The sequence below is a fragment of the Bacteroides gallinarum DSM 18171 = JCM 13658 genome (assembly GCF_000374365.1).
GTDB classification, from domain to species: domain Bacteria; phylum Bacteroidota; class Bacteroidia; order Bacteroidales; family Bacteroidaceae; genus Bacteroides; species Bacteroides gallinarum.
Map to the genome: position 1 here is coordinate 44,056 of NZ_KB894131.1, position 25,030 is coordinate 69,085.

Consider the following 25,030-nt stretch of genomic DNA (forward strand, 5'->3'; position numbering starts at 1 on the left):
TATGAACCAAACCATACATAATCTCCTGACCGGGCAACTCGCCTCCTGGGAAACGGCGCGCAACAACTACGCCGCCCTATCCGGGGTACGGGTAAAAGAGCTGGATGTGAACGGTATTCCCTATAAGGTACAGTTCAACCCGGCACGCATCGTATCCTCCGGAGCCAAAGTAGACGCCCAATCCATTAAGGAGCGCAAGTGCTTCCTCTGCCCCGCCAACCTGCCGGCAGAGCAAAAAGGCATCCCCTTCGAAGGGCACTACGATATACTGGTCAACCCGTTTCCCATATTCCCCCGCCACCTGACGATACCGGAAACGGCGCATGTAGACCAACGCATAGCCCCCCGCTTCGGCGATATGCTGGAGCTGGCACGGCAACTGACCGATTATACAATCTTCTACAACGGGCCCAGATGCGGCGCTTCCGCCCCCGACCATGCACACTTCCAAGCCGGCAACAAAGGCTTCATGCCTATCGAGCAATACTGGCGCGGACAGATAGCGGGCAAGGTCGCGGACTACGGACAAGCCACCCTCTGGTATTTGGACGATGCACCGCGTACCACGCTCGTCATGGAGTGTGCCGACCGGAAAACGGCAATCAAGCTGTTCGACGCCGTTTACCGCTCCCTGGACATACAGCCCGGCGACGACGAACCGATGATGAACCTCCTTGCGATGTACGAAACCGGCAAATGGATTGTCTTCATCTTCCCGCGTGCCAAGCACCGCCCTGCCTGCTACACAGCCGAAGGCGACGCTAACCTGCTGAGTAGCCCCGCCTCCGTAGACTTAGGCGGCGTATTCATCACCCCCGTGGAGAAAGACTTCGTCAAGATAACGGCAGAGGACATCGCACGGATACTGGGTGAAGTATGCCTCCCGCCCGCCGATTTCCAAAAGGTACGGCAACGTATCGCAGAACGAATATAGCAACCGTAATCCCCTTAAACAGACAAGTATGAAAGAACCCAAAGTAGAAGTAGGCATATTGTCCGAACCGCAAATAGAGTTCGTCCTGCACGCCCCCTACCGCATATCCGGCAAGGAAGTCAGCGGCAGGCAGGTAGCCACCTACGACGGAGGTAAAATCCTCTGGAACGGCAGGCAATACGACGAGCTATTGTTCGAACCCTTGCAGGAATCCGCCGCAGCCTTCGAGTTGCTGGACGTAACTATCGGCATAAACTTCCACTGGGAACGCAAAGAAGACCAGCGTTTCCAGGGTTCTTTGAAGATTATCGTGGAAAACGGCAAGCTGACGGGTATCAACGTAGTCAACGTAGAAGACTACCTGACCAGCGTCATATCCAGTGAGATGAGTGCAACAGCCTCTCTGGAACTGCTGAAAGCCCATGCCGTCATCTCGCGTAGCTGGCTGCTGGCACAGATACGGAAGAACAAAGAACTCACGGCAACCCGGGCAGACTACTCCGCCTCCACCCGGACGGACGAGGAACTTATCCGCTGGTACGACCGCGAAGACCACACCCGTTTCGACGTATGCGCAGACGACCATTGCCAACGCTACCAGGGAATTACCCGCGCCTCTACCGACATTGTCAAGCAGGCGATAGCCGCCACGCGGGGTGAGGTGCTTACCTTCGACGGCAAAATCTGCGACGCCCGCTTCTCCAAATGTTGCGGCGGCGCTTTCGAAGAATTCCAGTATTGCTGGGAAGACGTTGCACACCCTTACCTCGCCAAACAGCGCGATTATCCGGCTCCCGAACTGCCCGACCTCACACAAGAACCCGATGCCGACCGCTGGATACGCACCTCCCCCCAGGCATTCTGCAATACGACGGACAAGAAAATCCTGGCGCAAGTACTCAACAACTACGACCAGGAAACCACAGACTTCTACCGCTGGAAAGTAGAATACACCCAAGACGAGCTATCCGCCCTCATCCTGAAACGCTCCGGCATAGATTACGGGCAAATCATCGACCTCGTCCCCATTGCCCGCGGCACTTCCGGACGCCTCTGGAAGCTGAAAATCGTAGGAACGAAGAAAACGCTCACTATCGGCAAAGAGCTGGAAATCCGCCGTACCCTCTCTCCCTCGCACCTTTACAGCTCCGCCTTCGTCGTAGACCGGGCAGACCTGTCGGCAGAAGGCATACCCCGCCGTTTCATCCTTACCGGAGCCGGCTGGGGGCACGGCGTGGGGCTTTGCCAGATAGGAGCCGCCGTAATGGGCGAGCAAGGATATAAGTACGACGCGATACTGCTGCATTACTACATCGGCGCCGGCATCGACAAACTATATGATTAATCCAATAACAAAAAAACGACCAACCGAATGAACAATACCAAGAACATATCGCCCTGGGCATGGGTTCCCACCCTGTACTTCGCGCAAGGCATCCCCTACTTCATCGTGAACAACATCTCCGTACTGATGTTTGCCAAAATGGGAGTTCCCAACGGAGACATGGCACTGTTTACCAGCCTGCTGTACCTCCCCTGGACTATCAAGCCCTTCTGGAGCCCGTTCGTAGACATCATAAAGACCAAAAGGTGGTGGGTCGTTTCCATGCAGATTCTCATGTCGATAGCCTTCATCCTGCTCACGCTCTCCATTCCGCGTCCGGACGAAGCCGTCATGGCCGCCGGGACGACCCCTGTGAGCATGTTCACCTTTACGCTGATACTGTTCATCATCACGGCATTCGCCTCCGCCACGCACGACATTGCCGCCGACGGCTTCTATATGCTGGCGCTGAAGTCCGGCGAACAGGCAGAGTTCGTGGGCATCCGCAGCACCTTCTACCGCCTCGCCTCCATTTTCGGGCAAGGAGTACTCGTAGCCATTGCCGGCGCTATCGAGCTGAAATACGACAACATCCCGCTGTCGTGGACTATCACGATGCTGGTTACCGCCGTCATGTTCAGCGCGGTAAGCCTCTACCACCTGTTCGCGATACCGCGGCCTGCCTCCGACAAATCCGTCCTCGCACCGGGAACCGCCAGTGCAAAGGCTATCTTCAAGGAATTCGGACGCACATTCGCCACCTACTTCACCAAATCCGGCGTGTTGCTCGCCATTGTATTCATGCTGCTCTACCGCCTGCCCGAAGCATTCCTCATCAAGATGTGCATGCCCTTCCTCGTCGCCTCCAAAGAGGCAGGAGGGCTGGGACTCTCCACGGCAGAGGTAGGCATCGTGTACGGCACTATCGGAGTGATATTCCTCACGCTGGGCGGTATCCTCGGAGGGCTGTTCGCATCGCGCATAGGACTGAAAAAATCCATTTGGTGGATGGCGGCATGTATGACGCTGCCCTGCCTGACATTCGTCTACCTGGCCATATGGCAACCCGACAACCTGTTCGCCATATCGACGGCTATCGCTATCGAACAATTCGGTTACGGCTTCGGTTTTACAGCCTATATGCTCTATATGATGTACTTCTCCGAAGGCGAGTTCAAGACATCCCACTATGCTATCTGCACCGCGTTCATGGCGCTGAGCATGATGATTCCGGGCATGTTCGCAGGCTACATCCAGGAAGCAATCGGCTACACCAACTTCTTCTGGCTGGTAATAGCATGCTGCATAGCCACGGTCATCGTCACCGTTTTCGCCGACAGAAGAATCGACCCCGAATACGGCAAGAAATAAAAGAAACGACCCAAAGAAATACAAAGATACCGATTATGAAAAAACTGTTCCTCCTCTGTATCCTCTGCGCCCTAAGCAGTGCCGCCCATGCACAGAAGATACGAATAAAGACCGGCATCGAAGTACTGAAAGAACAAAACTTCAAATGCCTGGAAGGTAAGCGCGTAGGGCTGATTACCAATCCTACCGGAGTAGACAACCGGATGAAATCCACTATCGACATCCTGCACGAAGCCCCCAACGTGAACCTCGTAGCCCTGTATGGCCCGGAGCACGGCGTACGCGGCGACGTACACGCAGGCGACCACGTAACGGACATGAAAGACGCCTCCACCGGCCTGCCCGTTTACTCCCTGTACGGAAGCACGCGCAAGGCGACGCCGGAAATGCTGAAAGACATAGACGTGCTGGTATATGACATCCAGGACATCGGCTGCCGCTCATTTACGTACATCAGCACAATGGGGCTCGCCATGGAAGCCGCTGCCGAGAACGGCAAGGAGCTTATCGTGTTAGACCGCCCCAACCCCGTAGGCGGGCTCAAGATAGAAGGTAACCTTACGGAGGACGACTGCATATCGTTTGTCAGCCAGTTCAAGATACCGTACCTTTACGGGCTTACCTGCGGCGAGCTGGCGTTGATGCTGAACGGGGAGAAGATGCTGAAAGACGGTAAGCAATGCCGGCTGCACGTCGTAAAGATGAAAGGCTGGAAACGCAAAATGGACTATACGCAGACCGGGCTGCAATGGGTTCCCTCCTCCCCGCACATCCCACATCCGCATTCCGCATTCTTCTATCCCGTCAGCGGAATCTTAGGAGAGCTGGGGTATATGTCTATCGGGGTAGGCTATACGATTCCGTTCCAGATGTTCGCCGCCCCGTGGGTGGAAGCGGAGAAACTTGCCGGGAGGCTGAACGGGCTCGATGTGCCGGGCGTCATTTTCCGCCCGATATACCTGAAGCCGTTCTACTCCGTAGGCAAAGGCGAGTTGCTGCAAGGCGTGCAAGTGCACATCGTGGATTTCGCCAAAGCCCCACTGAGCGAAATACAGTTCCTCGTGATGCAGGAAGTGGCAGCCCTCTATCCCGACCGTGCCGTATTCGAGCATGCCGACCAAGGACGCTTCTCCATGTTCGACAAGGTATGCGGCTCGAAGCAGATACGCCAGCGCTTCGGCAAGCGCAACCGCTGGGAGGACATCCGCGACTATTGGTACAAAGACGTCGAGGAGTTCCGCAAGCTGTCGAAGCAGTATTATTTATACAAATAAACTGACAAACCGAAACAACGGCCGATGAGCCGTATATTGAATGCCATTCAGTCGTATACTGAAATAGGTTCAGTCGTATACAGAATGCCATTCAATCGTATAGTGAATACGCCTCCCCATACAACCCTCCCACAGCCTATTGCAACGGAGGTAGGCGGGAAGCGGTACAGGAGTAAAAGGTATATACATTATGGAAAAGAGCAACTACATGGCTTTCCTGCATGAAGCAACACGATTCATCCCGCAGGAAAGGGTTTACACCGACGAACTCCGCCGGCTGGCTTGGGGTACGGATGCAGGCTTCTACCGCCTCATCCCGCAAATCGTAATCCGTTCGGAGAGCGAAGAAGAAATCTCCCGCCTGCTGAAACTGGCAGGCCGCTACAACCTGCCCGTCACCTTCCGGGCGGCAGGAACCAGCCTGTCCGGACAAGCAATCAGCGACTCCATACTTATCGTAGCCGGCAAACACTGGGAGAAGTACAGCCTGTCTCCCGACCACGAGGAAATCACCCTGCAACCCGGTATTACCGGGCAGCGGGTCAATGAGTTGCTGGCGCCCTTCGGACGGAAATTCGCCCCAGACCCGGCTTCCGTAAAAAGCGCCATGGTAGGCGGCATCGTCATGAACAACGCCTCCGGCATGAACTGCGGCACACATGCCAACAGCGATAAAGTACTCCTCTCCGCCCGCATCGTACTGGCAGACGGCACGGTGCTCGATACCGGTGACCCCGTAAGCCGTGCGGCATTCGAAGTGACGCACCGCGACTTCGTACGCCGCATCTGCACGCTCCGCGACGAGGTACGCGCCGACGAGAAGCTGGCGGAGCGCATCCGGTACAAATACTCCATTAAGAATGTAACGGGGCTGAACCTGCTTCCTTTCATCCGCTTCGACGACCCGTTCGACATCATAGCCCACCTCATGGTAGGCTCGGAAGGGACACTGGCATTCCTCTCGCAGGTAACCATGAAAACAGAGTACGACTATCCCTGCAAGGCAAGCGCCATGCTCTACTTCAAGACAATCGAGGAGGCATGCCGCGCCGTAGTAGCCATGAAAGCCCTGGGCAACCCGCAAACCGCGCCTTCCGGTTCCTGGTTTCCGGATGCCGGCGCAGCCATAGTGAAAGGAGCGGAACTGCTGGACTGGAAATCCCTGGCATCGGTAGGCGACCCGGTATTCCTGAAATACAAAGGGGAGGTATGCTCCTCCTCCCTGCCTGGCGTGGAGCCGGGCGACGAAACCGGGCTTACTGCCGTACTGGCCGAAACCAAAGCCCGCAGTGCGGAGGAGCTGCAACAGAATATCCGTGCGATAGAGCACTGCCTCTCCGCCTTCCACACTTATACGCCCGTCCGCTTCACCGACAAGCCCGAGGAATACTCGCAGTACTGGGCTATCCGTTCCGGCATCTTCCCCTCCGTAGGCGGAACGCGGAAACCCGGTACGACCTGTCTTATCGAGGATGTAGCCTTCCACATCGAAGACCTGCCCGAGGCGACCGCCGCATTGCAACAGCTCATAGCCCGCCACGGCTACGAGGATGCCTGCATATACGGGCATGCGCTGGAGGGGAATTATCATTTCATCCTCAACCAATCCTTCGGAAGCGATGCCGAGGTGAAGCGCTACGAAGCCCTGATGAACGATGTAAAGGCGCTAGTTGTAGACCGGTACGACGGTTCGCTGAAAGCCGAGCACGGCACAGGACGCAACATGGCTCCTTTTGTCCGTTACGAATGGGGAGACTCTGCCTACGGGATTATGAAAGCCGTTAAAGAGCTGTTCGACCCCCAAGGTCTGCTGAACCCGGGTGTCATCTTCAACGACGACCCGCAATGCCATATCAAGCATTTCAAACCGCTGCCGCTGATACCGCTGGATGCGGAAAGCCCCGCCGCCAAAGTAAACCGCTGCATCGAATGCGGCTTCTGCGAGGTAAACTGCCTGTCCTGCGGCTTCACCCTCTCCTCGCGCCAGCGCATCGTGCTGCAAAGAGAGCTTGCACGCCTCCGACAGAGCGGCGAAGCCCCCGAACGCCTCGCCCTGCTGGAAAAGCAATACCGCTACCCCGGCAACCAGACTTGCGCCGGAGACGGGCTTTGCTCCATGTCCTGCCCCATGGGAATCAATACGGGCGACCTGACACATATCGTCCGCCAGCAGGAATTGCCGCAAGGCAGCCTCGGCTATAAGGCGGGCAATTTTGCCGCCAACCACTTTGCCGGTATCAAGAGCACCCTGCGCCCCATACTGACGCTGGCGGATTTCGGCCATTCCGTATTAGGGACAAAAACCATGAGCAGCCTTGCCAAAGGCATGCACAATGCTCTCGGCATCCCCCTATGGACTCCGGCAATGCCCAAGGCTTTCAAAGCCCCGCAACTGCCGCCCCACGACTCCCGGCATGACAAGGTAGTCTACTTCCCCAGTTGCATCAACCAGACCATGGGGCTGCCCAGGAAATCTCCTGTGGAGCAGGCATTGGTAAGCAAGATGATTGCACTGCTGCAAAAAGGCGGCTACGAGGTTATCCTCCCCAAAAACATGGAGAAACTATGCTGCGGTACAATCTGGGAAAGTAAGGGCATGCTCGACATCGCCGACCGCAAAACCGCCGAGCTGGAAGCGGCGCTATGGGAAGCCAGCGAACAGGGCAAGTACCCCGTTCTGTGCGACCAAAGCCCGTGCCTGCACCGGATGCGCGAAACAATCCACAAGATGAGACTCTACGAACCGGCAGAGTTCATATATACTTTCCTGCGCGACAGGCTGGTATTCACTCCCACCGACCACCCCGTGGCAATCCACATCACCTGCTCCATGCGCAAAATGGGGCTGGCCGATACGATGATAGCCCTGGCGCGCCTTTGCTCCACCAAGGTCATCGTACCGGAGGAGGTGGGCTGCTGCGGCTTTGCCGGCGACCGCGGCTTTACATATCCCGAACTGAACGCATATGCCCTGCGCAAGCTCCGCCCGCAGCTAAAGGCTGCCGGCGCCGGTATCGGTTACTCCAACAGCCGTACCTGCGAAATCGGGCTGACCACGAATTCCGGCATCCCGTACGTATCCATTGCCTACCTCGTAGACCAATGCACCCAGCCCCGGATACCGGCTCGAACATTAACTTAACACACATAGAATTATGAACAATCCAACAAAGACAAACAAGCGTATCCTTGCCCTCGACATACTCCGGGGCATCACTATCGCGGGAATGATTATGGTTAACAATCCCGGCACATGGGCGCATATCTATGCTCCCCTGCGCCATGCGGAGTGGAACGGCCTCACCCCCACCGACCTCGTGTTCCCATTCTTCATGTTCATCATGGGAATATCCACGTACATCTCCCTGAAAAAGTACGACTTCGAGTTCAGCCATGCCGCCGCCCTGAAAATCCTGAAACGTACCGTACTCATCTTCCTCATCGGCATGGCTATCGGCTGGTTCTCGAGGTTCTGTTATTACTGGGCTTCCCCCACCGAAGGCATCGGCTTCGGCGCACAGCTATGGGAATCCGTATGGAGCTTCGACCGCATCCGTATCCTGGGTGTCATGCAGCGCCTGGCGCTCTGCTACGGTGCTACCGCTATCATCGCCCTCACGATGAAGCACCGTAACATCCCTTATCTTATCGCTACCTTGCTGATAGGTTATTTCATCCTGCTGATGTGCGGTAACGGTTTCGCCTACAACGAAACGAACATCCTCTCCGTTGCCGACCGTGCTATCCTGACCCCCGCACATATGTACAAGGACAACGGCATCGACCCGGAAGGCTTGCTAAGCACCATTCCTTCCATAGCCCACGTGCTGCTGGGCTTCTGCGTAGGGCGCATGATGCTCGGAGGAAACAAAGCGGGGCAAGACCGCGAAAGCCTGCTCAACTCGCACCTCATCAAGCTGTTCCTGGCAGGCACTATCCTTACTTTCTCGGGTTTCCTGCTGAGTTACGGATGCCCTATCAACAAGAAGATATGGTCGCCCACCTTTGTGCTCGCCACCTGCGGACTGGCTTCCAGCCTCCTGGCGCTCCTTATCTGGATAATCGACGTAAAAGGATATAAGAAATGGAGCCTGTTCTTCGAATCGTTCGGTATCAACCCCTTGTTCATGTATGTATTGGGCGGTGTGCTCAGCATCCTCTTCGGCAGCATCAGCTTTCCGTGGGGAGAAGGCAGCATCAGCATACACACATTCCTGTACAAGATACTGCTGATGCCCGTATTCGGCGAAACCGGCGGTTCCTTAGCTTATGCACTGTTGTTCGTGGGTATCAACTGGTGCATCGGCTACCAGCTTTACAAACGAAAGATATATATCAAACTATAAGGCCTCATGGTTTCTGTAATTCAAAACCCGGAATTCCATAAAGCCTGAAATCCCATAAATCAAAAAAACAATATCAAAATGATTCTAATAGCAGACAGTGGCTCTACAAAAACCGATTGGTGCGTTGTAGAAAAAGGACGACTCATCCGGCAGATATCCACGAAAGGAACCAACCCTTTCTTTCAGTCGGAAGAAGAAATCAGTAATGAGATTGCAACGGTACTGTTGCCCCAGTTAGGAACCGGCGCATTGGATGCTGTATATTTCTATGGCGCGGGATGCGGCTTTCCCGACAAGATAGCCATGGTTCACCGTGCCATTACCAGGCATCTCCGGGTAAAGGGGGAAGTAGAGGTGAATACGGACATGCTTGCGGCAGCCCGCGGGCTTTGCCGGCACGAAGCGGGTATCGCCTGTATCATGGGTACGGGCTCCAATTCCTGCTATTACGACGGAAAGCAGATTGTGAATAACGTATCGCCGTTGGGCTTCATCCTCGGAGACGAGGGCAGCGGTGCCGTGTTGGGCAAGCTGCTGGTGGGCGATATACTGAAGAACCAGATGACGCCCGCACTCAAGGAGAAATTCCTCGAACAGTTCGGCCTGACTCCTGCCGACATCATCGACCGCGTTTACCGCAAGCCGTTCCCCAACCGTTTCCTGGCAAGCCTCTCTCCGTTCCTTGCACAGAACCTGGACGAGCCGTGCATACGTACGCTGGTATCGGACAGCTTCAAGGCTTTCCTTAAACGCAACGTCATGCAGTACGAGAATTACCGGAACAGCAAAGTGCACTTCATCGGCTCGGTAGCCTTCTATTACAGAGCCGTACTGGAGGAGGCAGCCCGGGAACTGGGCATCCGGCTGGGTACTATCATCAAAAGCCCCATGGAAGGGTTAATTGAGTATCACAGTGGAAAATGACAAAAGCAGTAAAATAACAAAAAACGAATATCCTTATGTTTGTAAAAATCTCAGAGCAACCTTCGCTCTACAACGACTTGGAAAAGAAGTCCGTCCGCGAAATACTGGAAGATATCAATAACGAAGACCAAAAGGTGGCGCTTGCCGTACAAAAGGCGATACCCCAAATAGAGAAACTGGTAACGCAAATCGTACCCCGCATGAAACAGGGCGGACGTATTTTCTATATGGGCGCCGGCACGAGCGGACGCCTCGGCGTGCTCGACGCCTCCGAGATACCGCCTACCTTCGGCATGCCGCCCACACTGGTAATCGGCCTGATAGCCGGCGGCGACACAGCCCTGCGCAACCCGGTGGAGAATGCGGAAGACGATATGCAACGCGGCTGGGAGGAGCTGGTAGAGCGCAATATCACGGACAAGGATACGGTAATCGGCATAGCAGCGTCCGGCACTACCCCCTACGTAATCGGCGCTTTGCACGAGGCGCGCGAACATGGCATCCTGACGGCGTGCATCACCAGCAACCCCGACTCTCCAATGGCAGCGGAGTCCGACGTGCCTATCGAAATGATTGTAGGTCCGGAATATGTTACCGGCAGTTCCCGCATGAAGTCGGGCACAGGGCAGAAGATGATTCTGAACATGATTACCACCTCCGTAATGATACAGTTAGGCCGCGTAAAAGGCAATAAAATGGTGAACATGCAGCTCAGCAACAAGAAGCTGGTAGACCGCGGCACACGCATGTTGGTCGAAGAATTAGGACTGGACTACGGCAAAGCCAAGGCCCTCCTGCTGATGCACGGCTCCGTAAAGAAAGCGGCGGACGCGTACCGGACAAAAGAACAATAACCCCAATCTCCCCTTGATATGAAAACACTTATCAGCATCTTTCTACTCTTGTCCGGCTTGCAGGCAATCACCGCACAACCTTTGCAGCGCGTTGCCCCCGAACAGGTGGGAATGGATTCACGCAAGCTTATGTATGCCGACCAGGCTATCGAAGCCGCCATTGCCGGCAAGGAAATTCCCGGCGCCGTGCTTGCGGTAGTGCGCAACGGCAAAATGGCTTACCTGAAAGCCTACGGCAACAAACGGCTCTATCCGGACACGGAGCCTATGACTACGAATACCATTTTCGATATGGCGTCTTGCAGCAAATCCATGTCTACCGCCATATGTGCCATGATTTTGGCAGAACGGGGCAAGATACGCTTTCTCGACCCCGTCAGCCGCTATATTCCGGAGTTCAAAGACTGGGAGAGCGAAGACGGAAAAGCCCGGAAGGTCATCCGCATAGCCGACCTGCTGACGCATACTTCCGGCCTGCCGCCTTACGGCCCTACGGAAGAGCTGGAGAAGAAGTACGGTTCGCCCAACCCGGCAGGGCTCATGGAATACATTGCCGGCTGCCAGCGCGACTTCGAGCCCCAAACGGATTTCCAATACAGTTGCCTCAACTTCATCACCCTGCAACACATCATCGAAACCGTCAGCGACCAATCCTTGCGCGACTTCGCCCGCGAGAATATCTTCGACGTATTAGGCATGGCACACACCGACTACCTACCCTGCCGGCGCGATAAAAACGGCAAATGGGTAAATACCGCCCTCCCCTTCCAGCTAAAGGACATCGCCCCGACAGAGAAGCAACCCGGCGGGCAAGTCCTTTGCGGCCAGGTGCACGACCCTCTTGCACGCATCCTCAACGGCGGCATCAGCGGTAATGCGGGCGTATTCTCCTGCGCCGAGGACATCGCCATACTCTGTGCCGCCCTCCAAAACGGCGGCGAATGGAACGGCCGGCGTATCCTCAGCCCGCAGGGTGTAAAGGCTATGCGTACCGTTCCCCGTGCCACAGCCGGGCTGGGACGTTCCTTAGGTTGGGATGTATTTACCGCCTACGCATCCAATTCCGGCGATTTCTTCGGCCCGAACACATACGGGCATACCGGCTATACCGGCACATCCATAGTAATCGACCCCGACAACGATACTTCCGTTATCCTGCTGATTAACGCCGTGCACCCTGAGGACGGACACAGCGTAGTACGCCTGCGCTCGCTGGTATCCAACGTCGTGGCATCCTCCCTCTACCCCGCTGCGCGCACCTACACGGAACACTACTACAAGCGTTTCCTCCAGTTCATGGACGAACCCGCCATAGGCAATAAGGACATCGTAATGCTGGGCAACAGCCTTACGGAAAATGGCGGCGACTGGGCTGCCCGCCTCGGCAATAAGCATGTACGCAACCGTGGCATCATCGGTGACGAGGTAATGGGCATATACGACCGCTTGCACCAGATACTGCCGGGACGTCCTGCCAAGCTATTCCTCCTTACCGGCGTAAACGATGTTTCCCACGACCTGACCTGCGACAGCATCATCGGAATGATTCGCACCACGGTAGAACGTATCCTGGAAGAATCGCCCGACACCAAACTCTATCTGCAAAGCCTCCTCCCTATCAACGAGAGTTTCGGACGTTATAAGAAGTTGGCGGGAAAGACCGGTATGATACCCGAAATCAACAAACGGCTAAAGGCGCTCGCCAAAGAAAAAGGCGTGGACTACATTGACCTCTTCCCTTTGTTCACAGAGAAAGGGAACTATGTACTGCGTGCAGACCTTACTACCGACGGGTTGCATCTGAATGAGGAAGGGTATAAGATATGGGTGAAAGCTATCAAAAAGAAGATTTGACCGGTATTCTCCCTTGCCCGCAAACACAGAAAGGGGGGATGTCAAAACAAAAATGACTACTCTTAAAAGTTACGGATTATAACTATAATAACTGAAAGGGTCGTATCAAGCTCCGTTTTGAGTAATGATACGACCCTTTCTTTTGTCTTTTAGAGTACTCGAATTTCAAATTAAAAGTTCATCTTTTCAATACTGAAGTGCACCCCAAAAGTTTTATGTCTAACTTTTGGGGTGCACTTCAATATTGAGTTTTGACACCCTCTTTTATCAGTTATGCAAAAAAACGTTTATTCGACGATTCCTTCCAAATACACATCGAATGTCAACGACGAATATCCCGGAATAGTACCCGATGAATTACCGCTCGAACCATATCCGCTTTGCCAGGGAATATACAGCATCCAGCGTTCGCCTACCTGCATATATTGCAAAGTCCATGTCCACCCCGGAATAAGCCCCACTTCTGATACCGTAAATTCAGAAGGAGAGTTAAACGCCGTAGGCCATTTGGACGAATCGGACAGTGGCAGCGGTATCTCGCGGTCGGTTGCTCCATAACCGTCGAAGTTACCGTCGAAGTCCTCTCCGGTAATAAAAGTTCCATAATAAAAGACACTGACGGTAGCCCCGTCTCCGCTGAACTTGGGACGTTCGCCCGTTCCGTTTTCCTTCTTTACAAGCTTCTTGCAATATACGTATTGAGGCACCATATTCGTACTGGTCGTCGGCACTTGTATCGCATACAGCTTGCCCAGCTCCATTTTATCAGCATTCTCTGCCGTAAGCACAAGCCTATCGCCCGTCTCACTCTTTATAGAATCGATAAAAGCCTCGTTGCGCGGCCGCCAGTTATCATATTTTCCGGCTTCCTCCACTTCTTCGCAAGCCACAAACGCACCTGCCACAAACAGCAAGAAAGGTAAAAACAAAAGGAATGGTCTTTTCATTTAATTATAAATTACGGAATTACTATTATTTATATCCGTCACCTGTCGCCCGGAAGCGCGGCGAAGAGCTCCACCTGCTCCGCACAAAGCGGGAAGAAGAAATTCTTCGCTACGCCCGGAACGGCACAGACAGACGAAATATTTCTTATTGCAGCGTTTTCAGCAAGGATGTAATGCTTACGCGGTCTGCAATGATATTGTTCAGTTCGGAGATAGCTACACGCTCCTGCTGCATCGTATCGCGGTTACGCAACGTTACGCAGTTGTCTTCCAGCGTCTGGTGGTCTACGGTTACACAATACGGAGTACCGATAGCATCCTGGCGGCGATAACGCTTGCCTATGCTGTCTTTCTCGTCGTATTGGCAGTGGAAATGGAACTTCAGGTCGTTGATGATTTCACGGGCTTTCTCGGGCAGGCCGTCCTTCTTCACCAACGGCATAACCGCCAGTTTCACCGGAGCCAGCGCAGCAGGCAGTTTCAGCACCACACGGGTTTCGCCATTCTCCAACTGCTCCTCGCAATAAGAGGCGGACATGATACTCAGGAACATACGGTCTACGCCGATAGAGGTTTCGATAACGTACGGGGTATAGCTTTCGTTCGTTTCCGGGTCGAAATACTTGATATTCTTGCCGGAGAACTTCTCGTGCTGGGACAAGTCGAAATTCGTACGGCTGTGGATGCCCTCCACTTCCTTGAAGCCGAAAGGCATCAGGAACTCGATGTCGGTAGCGGCGTTCGCATAGTGCGCCAGCTTGTCGTGGTCGTGGTAGCGGTAATGGTCGTCGCCGAATCCCAACGCCTTATGCCATTTCAGGCGCGTCTCCTTCCAGGTCTTAAACCAGTCGAGCTCAGTACCCGGCTTTACGAAGAACTGCATCTCCATTTGTTCGAACTCGCGCATGCGGAAGATGAACTGGCGGGCAACGATTTCGTTGCGGAAAGCCTTACCGATTTGTGCGATACCGAAAGGTATCTTCATACGGCCGGTTTTCTGCACATTCAGGTAGTTCACAAAGATGCCTTGGGCAGTTTCCGGACGAAGGTAAATCTTCATCGCACCTTCCGAGGTGGAACCCATTTCGGTGGTGAACATCAGGTTGAACTGGCGCACTTCCGTCCAGTTCTTCGTACCGCTGATAGGGCAAACGATTTCTTCGTCCAGGATAATCTGGCGGAGCTCCTCGAGGTTGTTATCGTTGAGCGCCTTGGCAAAACGTTCGTGCAAAGCGTCGCGCTTGGCCTGATGCTCCAGCACACGGGCATTCGTGCTGCGGAACTGGGCTTCATCGAAAGCCTCGCCAAAACGCTTGGCGGCTTTGGCAACCTCCTTATTTATCTTGTCGTCGTATTTGGCAAGCTGGTCTTCAATCAGTACATCGGCACGATAGCGTTTCTTGGAGTCTCGGTTGTCAATCAAAGGGTCGTTGAACGCATCTACGTGGCCGCTCGCCTTCCAGATTGTAGGATGCATGAAGATAGCCGAGTCGATACCTACTATGTTTTCGTGCAGCAGCACCATGCTCTGCCACCAGTATTGCTTGATGTTATTCTTCAGTTCCACACCCATTTGGCCGTAATCGTACACGGCCCCCAAACCGTCGTAGATGTCGCTCGAAGGGAACACGAATCCGTATTCCTTACAGTGTGATACGAGTTTCTTAAAAACGTCTTCCTGTGCCATTTTCTGTTGTATCTTAATTAATTTGAAATCTTCATTCAGTTAAAAAGCGCCACAAAGATAGGGATTTATCTTATATGTAGGGCAATAGGGATATTAATTTATGGTAATGTTTGTAGCCCCAACCCCATAAAACGGCCGCACATGGTACAACCGGCAGCGGATTGCATGTGCCGGTTCCTTTTTCGGAGCAGCGCATATCCCTGCCGGCCGACAGCGGACAAGGTTGCCGGATGCTTCCTGTTTCTTAACATTCACGGAGCTATGCCCCGGCTTATTCCTCCTCCGCCTTCTGCCCTTTGTCCGCCCGGCACATGGCAGGCGTTATCTCGCTCTCGGGGAAATACATACTGAAAGGTATCCTAAACGGTTGCACTTCTTTCAGGCGGGCGGTAAGCTTGCGGTCTGCCACGAAGAACACGCGCGAAAGCCTTACTTTTCCGGGCATCACCTGTTCCGGGCGGTCGAAACCGGGGCTGGTAAGAGCCGTCTGGAAAGTGCCCAGGTTGGGAATGGTAACCGACTGCCCCATACTCAGAATATCCTCGACCGTATCTCCCAGCTCCGAAAGGATACCCATAATCATCCCTTGCGGGAAGTGGCTGCGCTTCGACAGCAGTTCCGCCAGCTTCTCTATATTCACTCCGCCGCGTTCCTGCAATTTCTTCTGCACGGCATACCATTGCTCTCTCCTCTTGCCGGACGACAGGTCGGCTTTCTTCCTTACCAGATAGGGTATCGTCATAATCGTACTCCCAATTTTTCGCATTAGTATTATAAAGATGTACGACACCCGGGTGTCAGTACATCCAACACCCGGATGTCAGCACGTCCGACACCCGGATGCCGGCATGTTCAACACCCGGGTGTCGTACATACCAAAAAGGCGAACAAAGATAAGCTTTTATTGCGGATAAAGGAAAAGGAAAACGGTAATTATATCCCGTTATTTCCCTCATTACCGGGTATTTTATTTAAAAGTATAAAAGTCGTATCCAAAAGTGCAAGAAAAAAAGCGCCCCTCCCCGCTACATTTGTGGTGTACAACAATTAAATAATATTATGAAAAAACTTTTCCTTCTACTCGCTGCGGTAGCCGCCGCAACCGGTACGCTCCAGGCACAGAATCCGGTTATCAGGAATCAATTTTCTGCCGACCCCACGGCACGGGTATTCAATGGCAAGGTATATATCTACCCTTCGCACGACATACCCAGCCCGGTAAAACATCTGAAAGAATGGTTCTGCATGGCCGACTACCATGTATTTACCTCGACCAACCTGACCGACTGGACTGACCGGGGAGTTATTCTCTCCCAAAACGAAATACCCTGGGTGCAGCCCGACTCATATTCCATGTGGGCTCCCGAGTGTGTATATAAAGACGGAAAATATTACTTCTACTTTCCCAGTACGCCCAAAGGCGAGGGCAGGCGCGGCTTCAACGTCGGCGTAGCTACCGCCGACAACCCGGAAGGGCCCTTCACGCCGGAAGCCGAACCCATAAAAGGCATATCCGGCATCGACCCCTGCGTCCTTGTGGATACCGACGGAGAAGCGTACATTTACTGGTCGGGACGCGGCATGTCGGTTGCCAAGCTGAAGCCAAACATGAAAGAGCTTGCCTCCGAACCGATGCAGGTTCAAGGGCTGCCCGAAGGCTTCAAGGAAGGGCCGTATGTATTCAAACGCAACGGCAAATACTACTTCACTTTCCCCTGGGTACAGGACAAGACCGAGAACCTGGCTTATGCCATGGGAGACAATCCTATGGGGCCGTTCACTTTCAAAGGAATCATCATGGACGAATCGCCCACCGGCTGCTGGACCAATCACCACTCCATTACGGAATACAACGGCCAATGGTATCTTTTCTATCATCATAACGATTATTCTCCCAATTTCGACAAGAACCGTTCGGTACGTATCGACTCGCTTTTCTTCAACGCAGACGGTACTATCAAGAAGGTGAAGCCAACCTTGCGCGGAGTGGGCATGACCGATGCGCGCAGCAAAATCCAGCTCGACCGCTACTCCGCAATAAGTCCTTACGGAGTGTCCATAGACTATCTGAACCCGGCAGACACATTCCAGGGGTGGCAAATTTTATTCCACAGGGCAGACACGTGGGCGGTGTACAACAATGTCGACTTCGGCGCTGCACCCGTAAAACGGCTCAAAGCGCGCGTACGCTCAGAAAAAGGGGGTACGATAACCTTACAAACTACCGGAGACAAAGGGGTAACGATTGCCGAGCTGTCCGTAAAACCAACCGGGCAATGGGCGGAAATAAGTACAAGTGTACGTAATGCGCCCGAGGGTGTCCAAAGTTTGAAAGCCACCCTTACCGGCGAGCATCCGGTGGCAGTGGACTGGATAAGTTTCGAATAACATAGTACAATTTTTTTAATACCGGCATTTCATGAAAAAACGCTATTCCCTCTTTTCGCTATTATATGGCAAGGTTATCTTACCGTTCATAGGGTTCGCATTGTTCGGCGCCTGCGGGCAGGACGGCTCTCCTTCCTTCACCCAAGTCAACGACTTGGTGCTGAACGACTCCAGTTATTTCGAAACCCGCGGACTGAACTATTTCGTTTTCAACAACAAGTACGATGCTATGTTCGACGATTCCAAAATAAGCGCCGTCGAAATCATTCATCACGGGCTGCGCACCGCTACCAACGGCGATGTCCGCCTCAACCCTACCCCGGGGCAGTGGGACAAATTGCCCACATTCATAAGCCGTACCGTGGACAAAGCGGCCAAGCGTATCGACGTAAACCTGGAATATCCCCAGTATGCTTTTACATATACGCTGACCGGGGAAGCGCGCGATGGCGGTTTCTACCTCAGCGTATCGGTAGACAGGGCACTGCCCGACTCGCTCGTAGGGGTGGCCGGGCTGAACATGGAGTTCTTTCCGCCCGTATTCTTCGAGCACTCTTACTTAATGGACGGCAAACCGGGGCTGTTCCCCACCTCGGCTGCCGACAACATGACCGTTATCAACGGTATTGTGGAACCGACGCCAATGGCTGCCGGTACGGTAATCGAGATAGCTCCCGACGCTCCGTCGAAACATATCACTATCCGTACCACTTTACCGGACAGCAAGCTGATGCTTTTTGACGGGCGCAACAAACAGCAAAACGGTACTTTCGTTGTGCGCACGTTGCTGCCGGCAGGCAAAACCGGCAAGATAGCCGAATGGTTCATACAGGCCGAAACCGATACCCGCTGGTTGCGTACTCCCACTATCAGTTATTCGCAAGTGGGTTATCATCCTGCACAGCAGAAAACGGCCGTGATAGAACTGGACAAGAACGACAAGCCGCTTTCGGACATCACGCTTTATAAAGTCAATGCAGACGGCTCGCTGACGGCTACCTTATCGGGCAAACCGGTAACATGGGGTATGTACACCCGCTATAATTACCTGCAATTCGACTTTTCGCAGGTAGAGGAACCGGGTATCTACAAACTGGCTTACGGCGAGCAGGTAAGCGGCCCGTTCCCAATCGATGCTAATGTGTACCAACGCGCCTGGTATCCTACGCTGGACGTCTTTATGCCGGTACAAATGGACCATATGTTCGTTCGTGAGGCTTACCGCGTATGGCATGGCGCCGCTCACCTGGACGATGCCCGCCAGGCACCGGTGAACTATTCGCACTGGGACGGCTGGAACCAGGGCGCCAACACAGACAATAGGTTCAAACCCGGACAGCATATCCCGGGATTGAATGTAGGCGGTTGGTTCGATGCCGGCGATTTCGACATCCAGACGCCCTCGCAGCAGCAGACAGTACAGTCATTGGCAGATATCTGGGAAGAGTTCGCTCCCGCCCACGACGAAACGACTGTCGACCAGCAGGCACGTTATACCGAGATACACCTGCCCGACGGCAAGCCTGACGTATTGCAGCAAATAGAACATGGCGTATTGCAGCTCGCTGCGCAGGTCGACGCTATCGGATATGCCATTCCGGGTATCAACGAATCGCACCTGTACCAATACCGCCACTTGGGCGATGCCGTAACCAAGACCGACGGTATCGCGGGTAACGAAGATGACCGCATGGCGTTCACCAACCGTACACCCGCCCTCAATTACGGTACTGCTGCTGCATTGGCTGCCGCCGCACGTGTTTTGCCCACCCTCAATCCTTCGCTCGCCAGCAAGGCTTTGCGAATAGCGGAGTTTATCTGGAAAGACGAGCACAGCCGTAAAGCCGGTAAAGAGGAGAAGCCCTCGACACCTTTCAACCGTTTCCAGCAGCTTGCTGCCTCCGAATGCCACGCTGCCTTTGAGTTGTGGCGTGCCACTGACAATGCCACGTACAAGGCACGGGTAGACGAGTTGCTTCCCGAACTGACCAAGCAATTTAACCGGAACGCTGCGCTCATCGTCCGCCTGACGCCGTTCATGGGCGATGCTTTCAAACAGCAGGTAAAACCGCAGATAGAGGCATATATAGCACAGCAGGCCAAGCTGGAAATGCTAAATCCGTTCGGCATCGGCATCAGCCTGAGCAATTGGGCTGGCAATGCTATGATACTCCGCAACGGTATCATCAATTATCAGATTCATAAGTTATTCCCCGAGCTGGCCAACCCGGAGCTGGTATTCCGCAATTTGAACTATATCTACGGTTGCCACCCCTACCATAACCGTTCATTCATATCGGGAGTAGGCGCCCAGCCCAAGAGGGTGGCTTATGGCAATAACCGTGCCGACCACTCGTTCATCCCCGGCGGTATCGTACCGGGTATCCGCCTGCTAAAACCGGACTTCCCGGAGAACCGGGATGACTACCAGTTCCACTGGAGCGAGAATGAGTATGTTATTCCGCTGGCTCCCGATTATATCTATCTGGTTCATGCGGTGAACCGGTTACTGGAATAGAAAATGGCTTATATTTTTCCGATATATACCTAATACTGTAAACTGAATATCTAAAAATATAAGCCGGTAAGTACGTTGCAGGCCTATTTTTGCATCGGGTATCATGCCGGACGAGTTTGATTATACTATTAATAAAATAACACATATGAGAAAGAATTTACTTTTTATCTTCGGTGCCATTTGCCTGCTGGCAGGATGTGCACAACAACCCAAGTTGCCTACTTTCCGCAACACGGGCAATCCGCTTGTTAAAGACAAGTTTACAGCAGACCCGGCTCCGCTCGTACACAACGGTACGCTCTATCTGTATGTAGGGCACGACGAATATTACGAAGGCCAGGACACTGCCCACGGCGGTAAGGAGTTTAACATTACCGAATGGCTCTGTTACTCAACGAAGGACATGCAGACATGGACCGACCACGGTGTCGTACTGAAGCCTACGGACTTTAAATGGGGCATAGGCGAGGCATGGGCAGCCCAGGTGATAGAGCATAACGGCAAGTTCTATTACTATACCACCGTACAGGCTGGCGAGCCTTATAACAGCAAGGCAATCGGCGTAGCTGTCAGCGATTCTCCCACGGGGCCTTTCACCGACGCAATAGGAAAGCCGCTCGTTACCGATGATATGACTCCCAACGGTCCGCGCGGCTGGTGGAACGACATAGACCCCACTGCCTTAATAGACGAGAATGGACAAGCCTGGCTTTCGTGGGGAAATGGGACTTGTTTCCTTGCCAAGCTGAAGCCTAACCTTATCGAAATCGACGGTGATATCGAGGTGGTAGACCTGCCTCGCTACGTGGAAGGTCCCTGGCTCCATAAACGCGGCGACTTGTATTACCTTACGTATGCATCCTTCGGACAAGGACGCGAGAATATATCTTATGCCACCGCTCCCAGCATGGAGGGGCCGTGGACACCACAAGGCGAGCTGACCGGTATGGCGGAAAACAGCTTCACCATTCATCCGGGAATTATAGAGTTCCAGGGACAATGGTATCTGTTTTATCACAATGCTGTCCTGACCCTTGACGGACATACCGGAGCAATAGGACGACGCAGCGTATGTGTGGACGAGTTGCATTATAATCCGGACGGAACGATGCAGCCGGTGGTGCAGACTAAAAAAGGGGTAACGAAATAACACAATATCCAAATCGATGCACACGACAATCTATTGATTTTTATTACAGCTCAATAATACACCGCATTGGCAATGTAAAACCATTATCATTGAAAAGACAATGGTTTTACATTATCGATGCCGAGCTATCCGAGAGTTAACTATTCACCTTTGTTAAACTATAAAAACCGATTTTGCCCATGAGAAAAATGTAAGAAAAAGAAAAACACAAGCAAGCAGATGGGTATGCAACGCAAATGTTGCAATCTATTTATATTCCAACTCTAATACTAAAATTACATTATTTATTAAAAATTACCAATCTATGCTTATGAAAACAAAAATTTTGTTTTTACTGGCATTTGCTGCTTTCTGCTGTACTACGGCAATGGCGCAAATCCAAGTTAAAGGAACTGTTGTCTCAGCTAATGATTCTGAGCCAATGATTGGTGTTGCTATTCTTGAAAATGGAACTACCAACGGCTGTATTACCGATATCGATGGTAACTACTCTATCCAGCTACAGAATAGTAATGCAACTCTTACCGTATCTTTTGTAGGTTATAAGACACAGACAATCAATGTTAATGGTCGTAACAAAATCGACATCCGTATGCAAGAAGACTTAAAAGTACTCGATGAAGTAGTTGTTGTAGGTTATGGCGTTCAACGTAAAAGCGACCTCACAGGAGCTATTGCTTCGGTCAATGGAGATGATATCAAGAACCTCGCAACAGTCGATGCTGCTGCCGCCCTTCAAGGTAAAGCTGCCGGCGTTCAGATTCTGAACACATCCGGTGCCCCCGGTGAAGGAGCGAAGATTCGTATTCGTGGCTATTCATCAAACTCTGACCAACTCGGACCGCTATTGATTGTCGATGGTTTGAAGGTTGATAACATCCAATACCTCGATCCTTCCATGATTGAGTCTATGGAAGTCCTCAAAGATGCCGCCTCGGCTGCAATCTATGGTGCTCAAGCCGGTAATGGCGTCGTCCTTATTACAACAAAGACCGGTAGCAGTGCAAATGGCCGTCCCAAAATTACATACTCTTTCAAGGCCATTAACCAACGTCTTGGCAAAACACCTGAGCTGTTCGGTGCAAAAGACTGGATTAAATACAAAGAAATGTCAGGTTATGATATGAAAACCATGTGTGAGGCTAATGGCGTTGACTACAACAATCCGCAAGAAACAGACTGGATAAAGGAAGTATTCGATACCAGTTGGGCTACTCAACACTCTGTCACATTCCAAGACGGTAACGACAAAGGTCATTTCTTTACTTCTATAAATTACATCGACAATGACGGTATCGTACGTGGCAAGAAAGACACCTACACCCGCCTTACCGCCCAGCTCAATGCAGACTACCAACTCTATAAATGGATAAAGGTCGGCACCAACACTTCTATTGAAAAGTGGGCAACCCGCAACATCACTCACCAGAGTGCTTATGGTTCCATGCTTGCACCGGCTCTCCTGCTCGACCCCTTGACTCCTGTATATTGGGACAGTGTTGATGATTTTACCACAGGCATGAAAGATGTATACGCCACAAATCCTGAAAAAATTCTTGTTGCTCCGAACGGCAAGTACTACGCCACTTCAAAATTCCAAATGGACGACAACGGTAATCCGCTCCTCCAACTCGACCGCCGTAACTACAAAAACTCCGGTTTTACCGTTCGTGGAACGGCTTTCGTAGACCTTACTCCTATTGACGGTCTTGTAATGACATCGCGTTTTTCCTATCGTATTGCGCAAAGCAATAGCCATGACTATTCCGAACCCTATTACATGAACGGCCAAGCCAAAGCTGATGACTACTCCATCTCGGCCAATGCCAATAACAGCCACTACTACCAATGGGAAAACTTCGCAAACTTCAACAAGACATTATTTGATAAGCACAATGTAGGCGCTATGCTCGGTATGTCTTATACAGAAGACCGTTCGGATAATGTATCGGCTTCAGCTACCGGTACAGGTGGCAATAAGATTCTCTCCGGCGATGCTGATAACTTTAAGTATCTTAATTATGTAAATTCAGCTTCGACCACAACAAAAAGTATCGGAAACCTTCCGAGTGTTTCAACCAGCCTCTCCTACTTCGGCCGTCTGCTCTATACCTTCGACAACCGTTACAGCTTGCAGTTCAACTATCGTGCCGATGCATTTGACACTTCCAAACTACCGGCTGACAAACGTTGGGGAAAATTCCCTTCTTTGGCCGCAGGTTGGACTATCAGCAATGAAAAATTCATCAAGGAAAATATCAGTAGCGATATTCTCTCATTTTTGAAGTTCCGTGTATCTTGGGGCCGCAACGGTAATGTAAATGTACTCAGTAACTATCCGTACACCGCACCCATTAGCTACAATGCAGCCTGGTACCAATACGGAGACAGCCCCGAACAATACTACGGTTCTTATCCTTCCGGACTTGCCAATCCGAACCTCAAGTGGGAAACATCCGAGCAGTTGGACCTCGGTCTTGACATGCGTTTCCTGAACGACCGTCTGGCGGTAAGTCTTGACTATTACAACAAAAATACAAAAGACCTTCTTGTAAAAATCAATCCGGTTCCTGAGGTTTATACAAATCAGACTACCGTAAACGCCGGTGAAGTAAATAACAAAGGTTTCGAATTCGAAGCCAGTTGGAAAGACCATATCGGCGACCTTGCATACAGTATCAATGCTAACTTTTCTACATTGAAAAATGAGGTAACTTACCTTTATGACGACCTTCCACGTATCACAGCCAGCAAAGGCGGTGTAGACGGTACAAATAACAAAGTGCATACTGCATTTGAAGAGGGCCACTCCATTTGGTATTTCCGCGCATTCGATTATGTCGGTGTTGATAGCGAGACTGGTGCCCCCCGGTTCCGCAATCGTGAGGGTAAAATCGTTAACTCTTCAGAATTGACAGACGAGGATATGACAGATATCGGCAGTGCCATTCCAAAGTTCACTTATGGAATAACCATTAACCTCGCATACAAAGGATTCGACTTCACGGCATTCGGTACCGGTGTAGCAGGCAATAAGATTTTCAACATCCTCTATCGTGCAGACAGCCCGCTACGTAACTCATTGAGATACTATATGGACAATGCCTGGACTCCGGAGAATAAAGGAGCCTCCATGCCTGCACCTAACCAAGTGGCTACCGACCTTAATTTCTGGGGTTCAAGCGCTTCTATGTTCAACGGTTCTTACTTCAAAATCAAACAACTCCAACTCGGCTACACTTTGCCTAAGAGACTCACTCAGAAAGTGGCAATCAAGAATCTCCGTTTCTTTGTGTCTTTGGATGACTTTTTTACATTCTCCAGTTATCCGGGAATGGACCCTGAAACCGCAACCACAGGCAGAAATGGCGGTGCCGGCTTCGACATAGGTTCGTACCCCACTATGAAGAAGTGTTCATTCGGTGCAAGTTTCTCATTCTAATCGAGACAAGTTTTGCT

The 25,030-nt window shown here is 52.2% G+C and carries 16 protein-coding genes; 13 read left to right on the plus strand and 3 right to left on the minus strand.

The annotated features are described in order from the left end of the window. Position 1: 1 nt before the first annotated feature. The 9 genes from C233_RS0111040 to C233_RS0111080 all read left to right on the plus strand — a co-directional run bounded on the left by C233_RS0111040 (position 2) and on the right by C233_RS0111080 (position 12,881). Positions 2-934 carry a DUF4922 domain-containing protein gene (locus tag C233_RS0111040; RefSeq protein ID WP_018667656.1) on the plus strand — a complete coding sequence of 311 codons (933 nt, stop codon included), beginning with the start codon at positions 2-4 and terminating at the stop codon, positions 932-934. A gap of 28 nt (positions 935-962) precedes the next feature. Next, positions 963-2,279, plus strand: coding sequence for a SpoIID/LytB domain-containing protein (locus tag C233_RS0111045; protein WP_018667657.1), 1,317 nt, complete (start codon positions 963-965; stop codon positions 2,277-2,279). Between the two features lie 27 nt (positions 2,280-2,306). After that, positions 2,307-3,629 carry an MFS transporter gene (locus tag C233_RS0111050; protein WP_018667658.1) on the plus strand — a complete coding sequence of 441 codons (1,323 nt, stop codon included), beginning with the start codon at positions 2,307-2,309 and terminating at the stop codon, positions 3,627-3,629. Positions 3,630-3,664: 35 nt separating this feature from the next. Further along, positions 3,665-4,903: an exo-beta-N-acetylmuramidase NamZ family protein gene (locus C233_RS0111055; RefSeq protein WP_018667659.1), complete on the plus strand. Its 1,239-nt coding sequence runs from the start codon at positions 3,665-3,667 to the stop codon at positions 4,901-4,903. Positions 4,904-5,093: 190 nt separating this feature from the next. After that, on the plus strand, positions 5,094-8,045 hold the full coding sequence (locus C233_RS0111060) for an FAD-binding and (Fe-S)-binding domain-containing protein (RefSeq protein ID WP_018667660.1): 2,952 nt from the start codon (positions 5,094-5,096) through the stop codon (positions 8,043-8,045). Between the two features lie 13 nt (positions 8,046-8,058). Beyond that, positions 8,059-9,249, plus strand: coding sequence for an acyltransferase family protein (locus C233_RS0111065; RefSeq protein WP_018667661.1), 1,191 nt, complete (start codon positions 8,059-8,061; stop codon positions 9,247-9,249). Positions 9,250-9,327: 78 nt separating this feature from the next. Then, positions 9,328-10,173, plus strand: a complete 846-nt coding sequence (locus C233_RS0111070; RefSeq protein WP_018667662.1) for a BadF/BadG/BcrA/BcrD ATPase family protein — start codon at positions 9,328-9,330, stop codon at positions 10,171-10,173. Between the two features lie 35 nt (positions 10,174-10,208). Next, positions 10,209-11,027 (plus strand): N-acetylmuramic acid 6-phosphate etherase, encoded by an 819-nt coding sequence (gene murQ / locus C233_RS0111075; protein ID WP_018667663.1) that lies wholly within the window; start codon positions 10,209-10,211, stop codon positions 11,025-11,027. A gap of 18 nt (positions 11,028-11,045) precedes the next feature. Further along, positions 11,046-12,881 (plus strand): serine hydrolase, encoded by a 1,836-nt coding sequence (locus tag C233_RS0111080; protein ID WP_018667664.1) that lies wholly within the window; start codon positions 11,046-11,048, stop codon positions 12,879-12,881. A 287-nt stretch (positions 12,882-13,168) separates the two neighbouring features. Here the strand turns inward: C233_RS0111080 and bamJ are convergent, their stop codons facing one another. The 3 genes from bamJ to C233_RS0111095 form a co-directional block, all read right to left on the minus strand. Next, a complete protein-coding gene (gene bamJ / locus C233_RS0111085) occupies positions 13,169-13,828 on the minus strand; it encodes a BamJ family beta-barrel-assembly machinery protein (RefSeq protein WP_018667665.1) in 660 nt (219 codons plus the stop codon). Between the two features lie 145 nt (positions 13,829-13,973). After that, the gene (locus C233_RS0111090; protein ID WP_018667666.1) at positions 13,974-15,515 is read right to left on the minus strand and encodes a glycine--tRNA ligase; all 1,542 of its coding nucleotides are present in this window, start codon (positions 15,513-15,515) and stop codon (positions 13,974-13,976) included. A gap of 271 nt (positions 15,516-15,786) precedes the next feature. After that, a complete protein-coding gene (locus C233_RS0111095) occupies positions 15,787-16,257 on the minus strand; it encodes an HU family DNA-binding protein (protein WP_018667667.1) in 471 nt (156 codons plus the stop codon). Positions 16,258-16,574: 317 nt separating this feature from the next. On the opposite strand from C233_RS0111095, the gene C233_RS0111100 reads away from it, so the two are divergent. From C233_RS0111100 to C233_RS0111115, 4 genes are all read left to right on the plus strand, one after another. Beyond that, positions 16,575-17,903, plus strand: coding sequence for a family 43 glycosylhydrolase (locus tag C233_RS0111100; protein WP_018667668.1), 1,329 nt, complete (start codon positions 16,575-16,577; stop codon positions 17,901-17,903). A gap of 31 nt (positions 17,904-17,934) precedes the next feature. Continuing rightward, positions 17,935-20,421 (plus strand): glycoside hydrolase family 9 protein, encoded by a 2,487-nt coding sequence (locus C233_RS0111105; RefSeq protein WP_018667669.1) that lies wholly within the window; start codon positions 17,935-17,937, stop codon positions 20,419-20,421. Positions 20,422-20,566: 145 nt separating this feature from the next. Continuing rightward, positions 20,567-21,571 (plus strand): glycoside hydrolase family 43 protein, encoded by a 1,005-nt coding sequence (locus C233_RS0111110; protein ID WP_026314835.1) that lies wholly within the window; start codon positions 20,567-20,569, stop codon positions 21,569-21,571. A gap of 304 nt (positions 21,572-21,875) precedes the next feature. After that, positions 21,876-25,013 (plus strand): SusC/RagA family TonB-linked outer membrane protein, encoded by a 3,138-nt coding sequence (locus tag C233_RS0111115; protein ID WP_026314836.1) that lies wholly within the window; start codon positions 21,876-21,878, stop codon positions 25,011-25,013. The last annotated feature ends 17 nt before the right edge of the window (positions 25,014-25,030 follow it).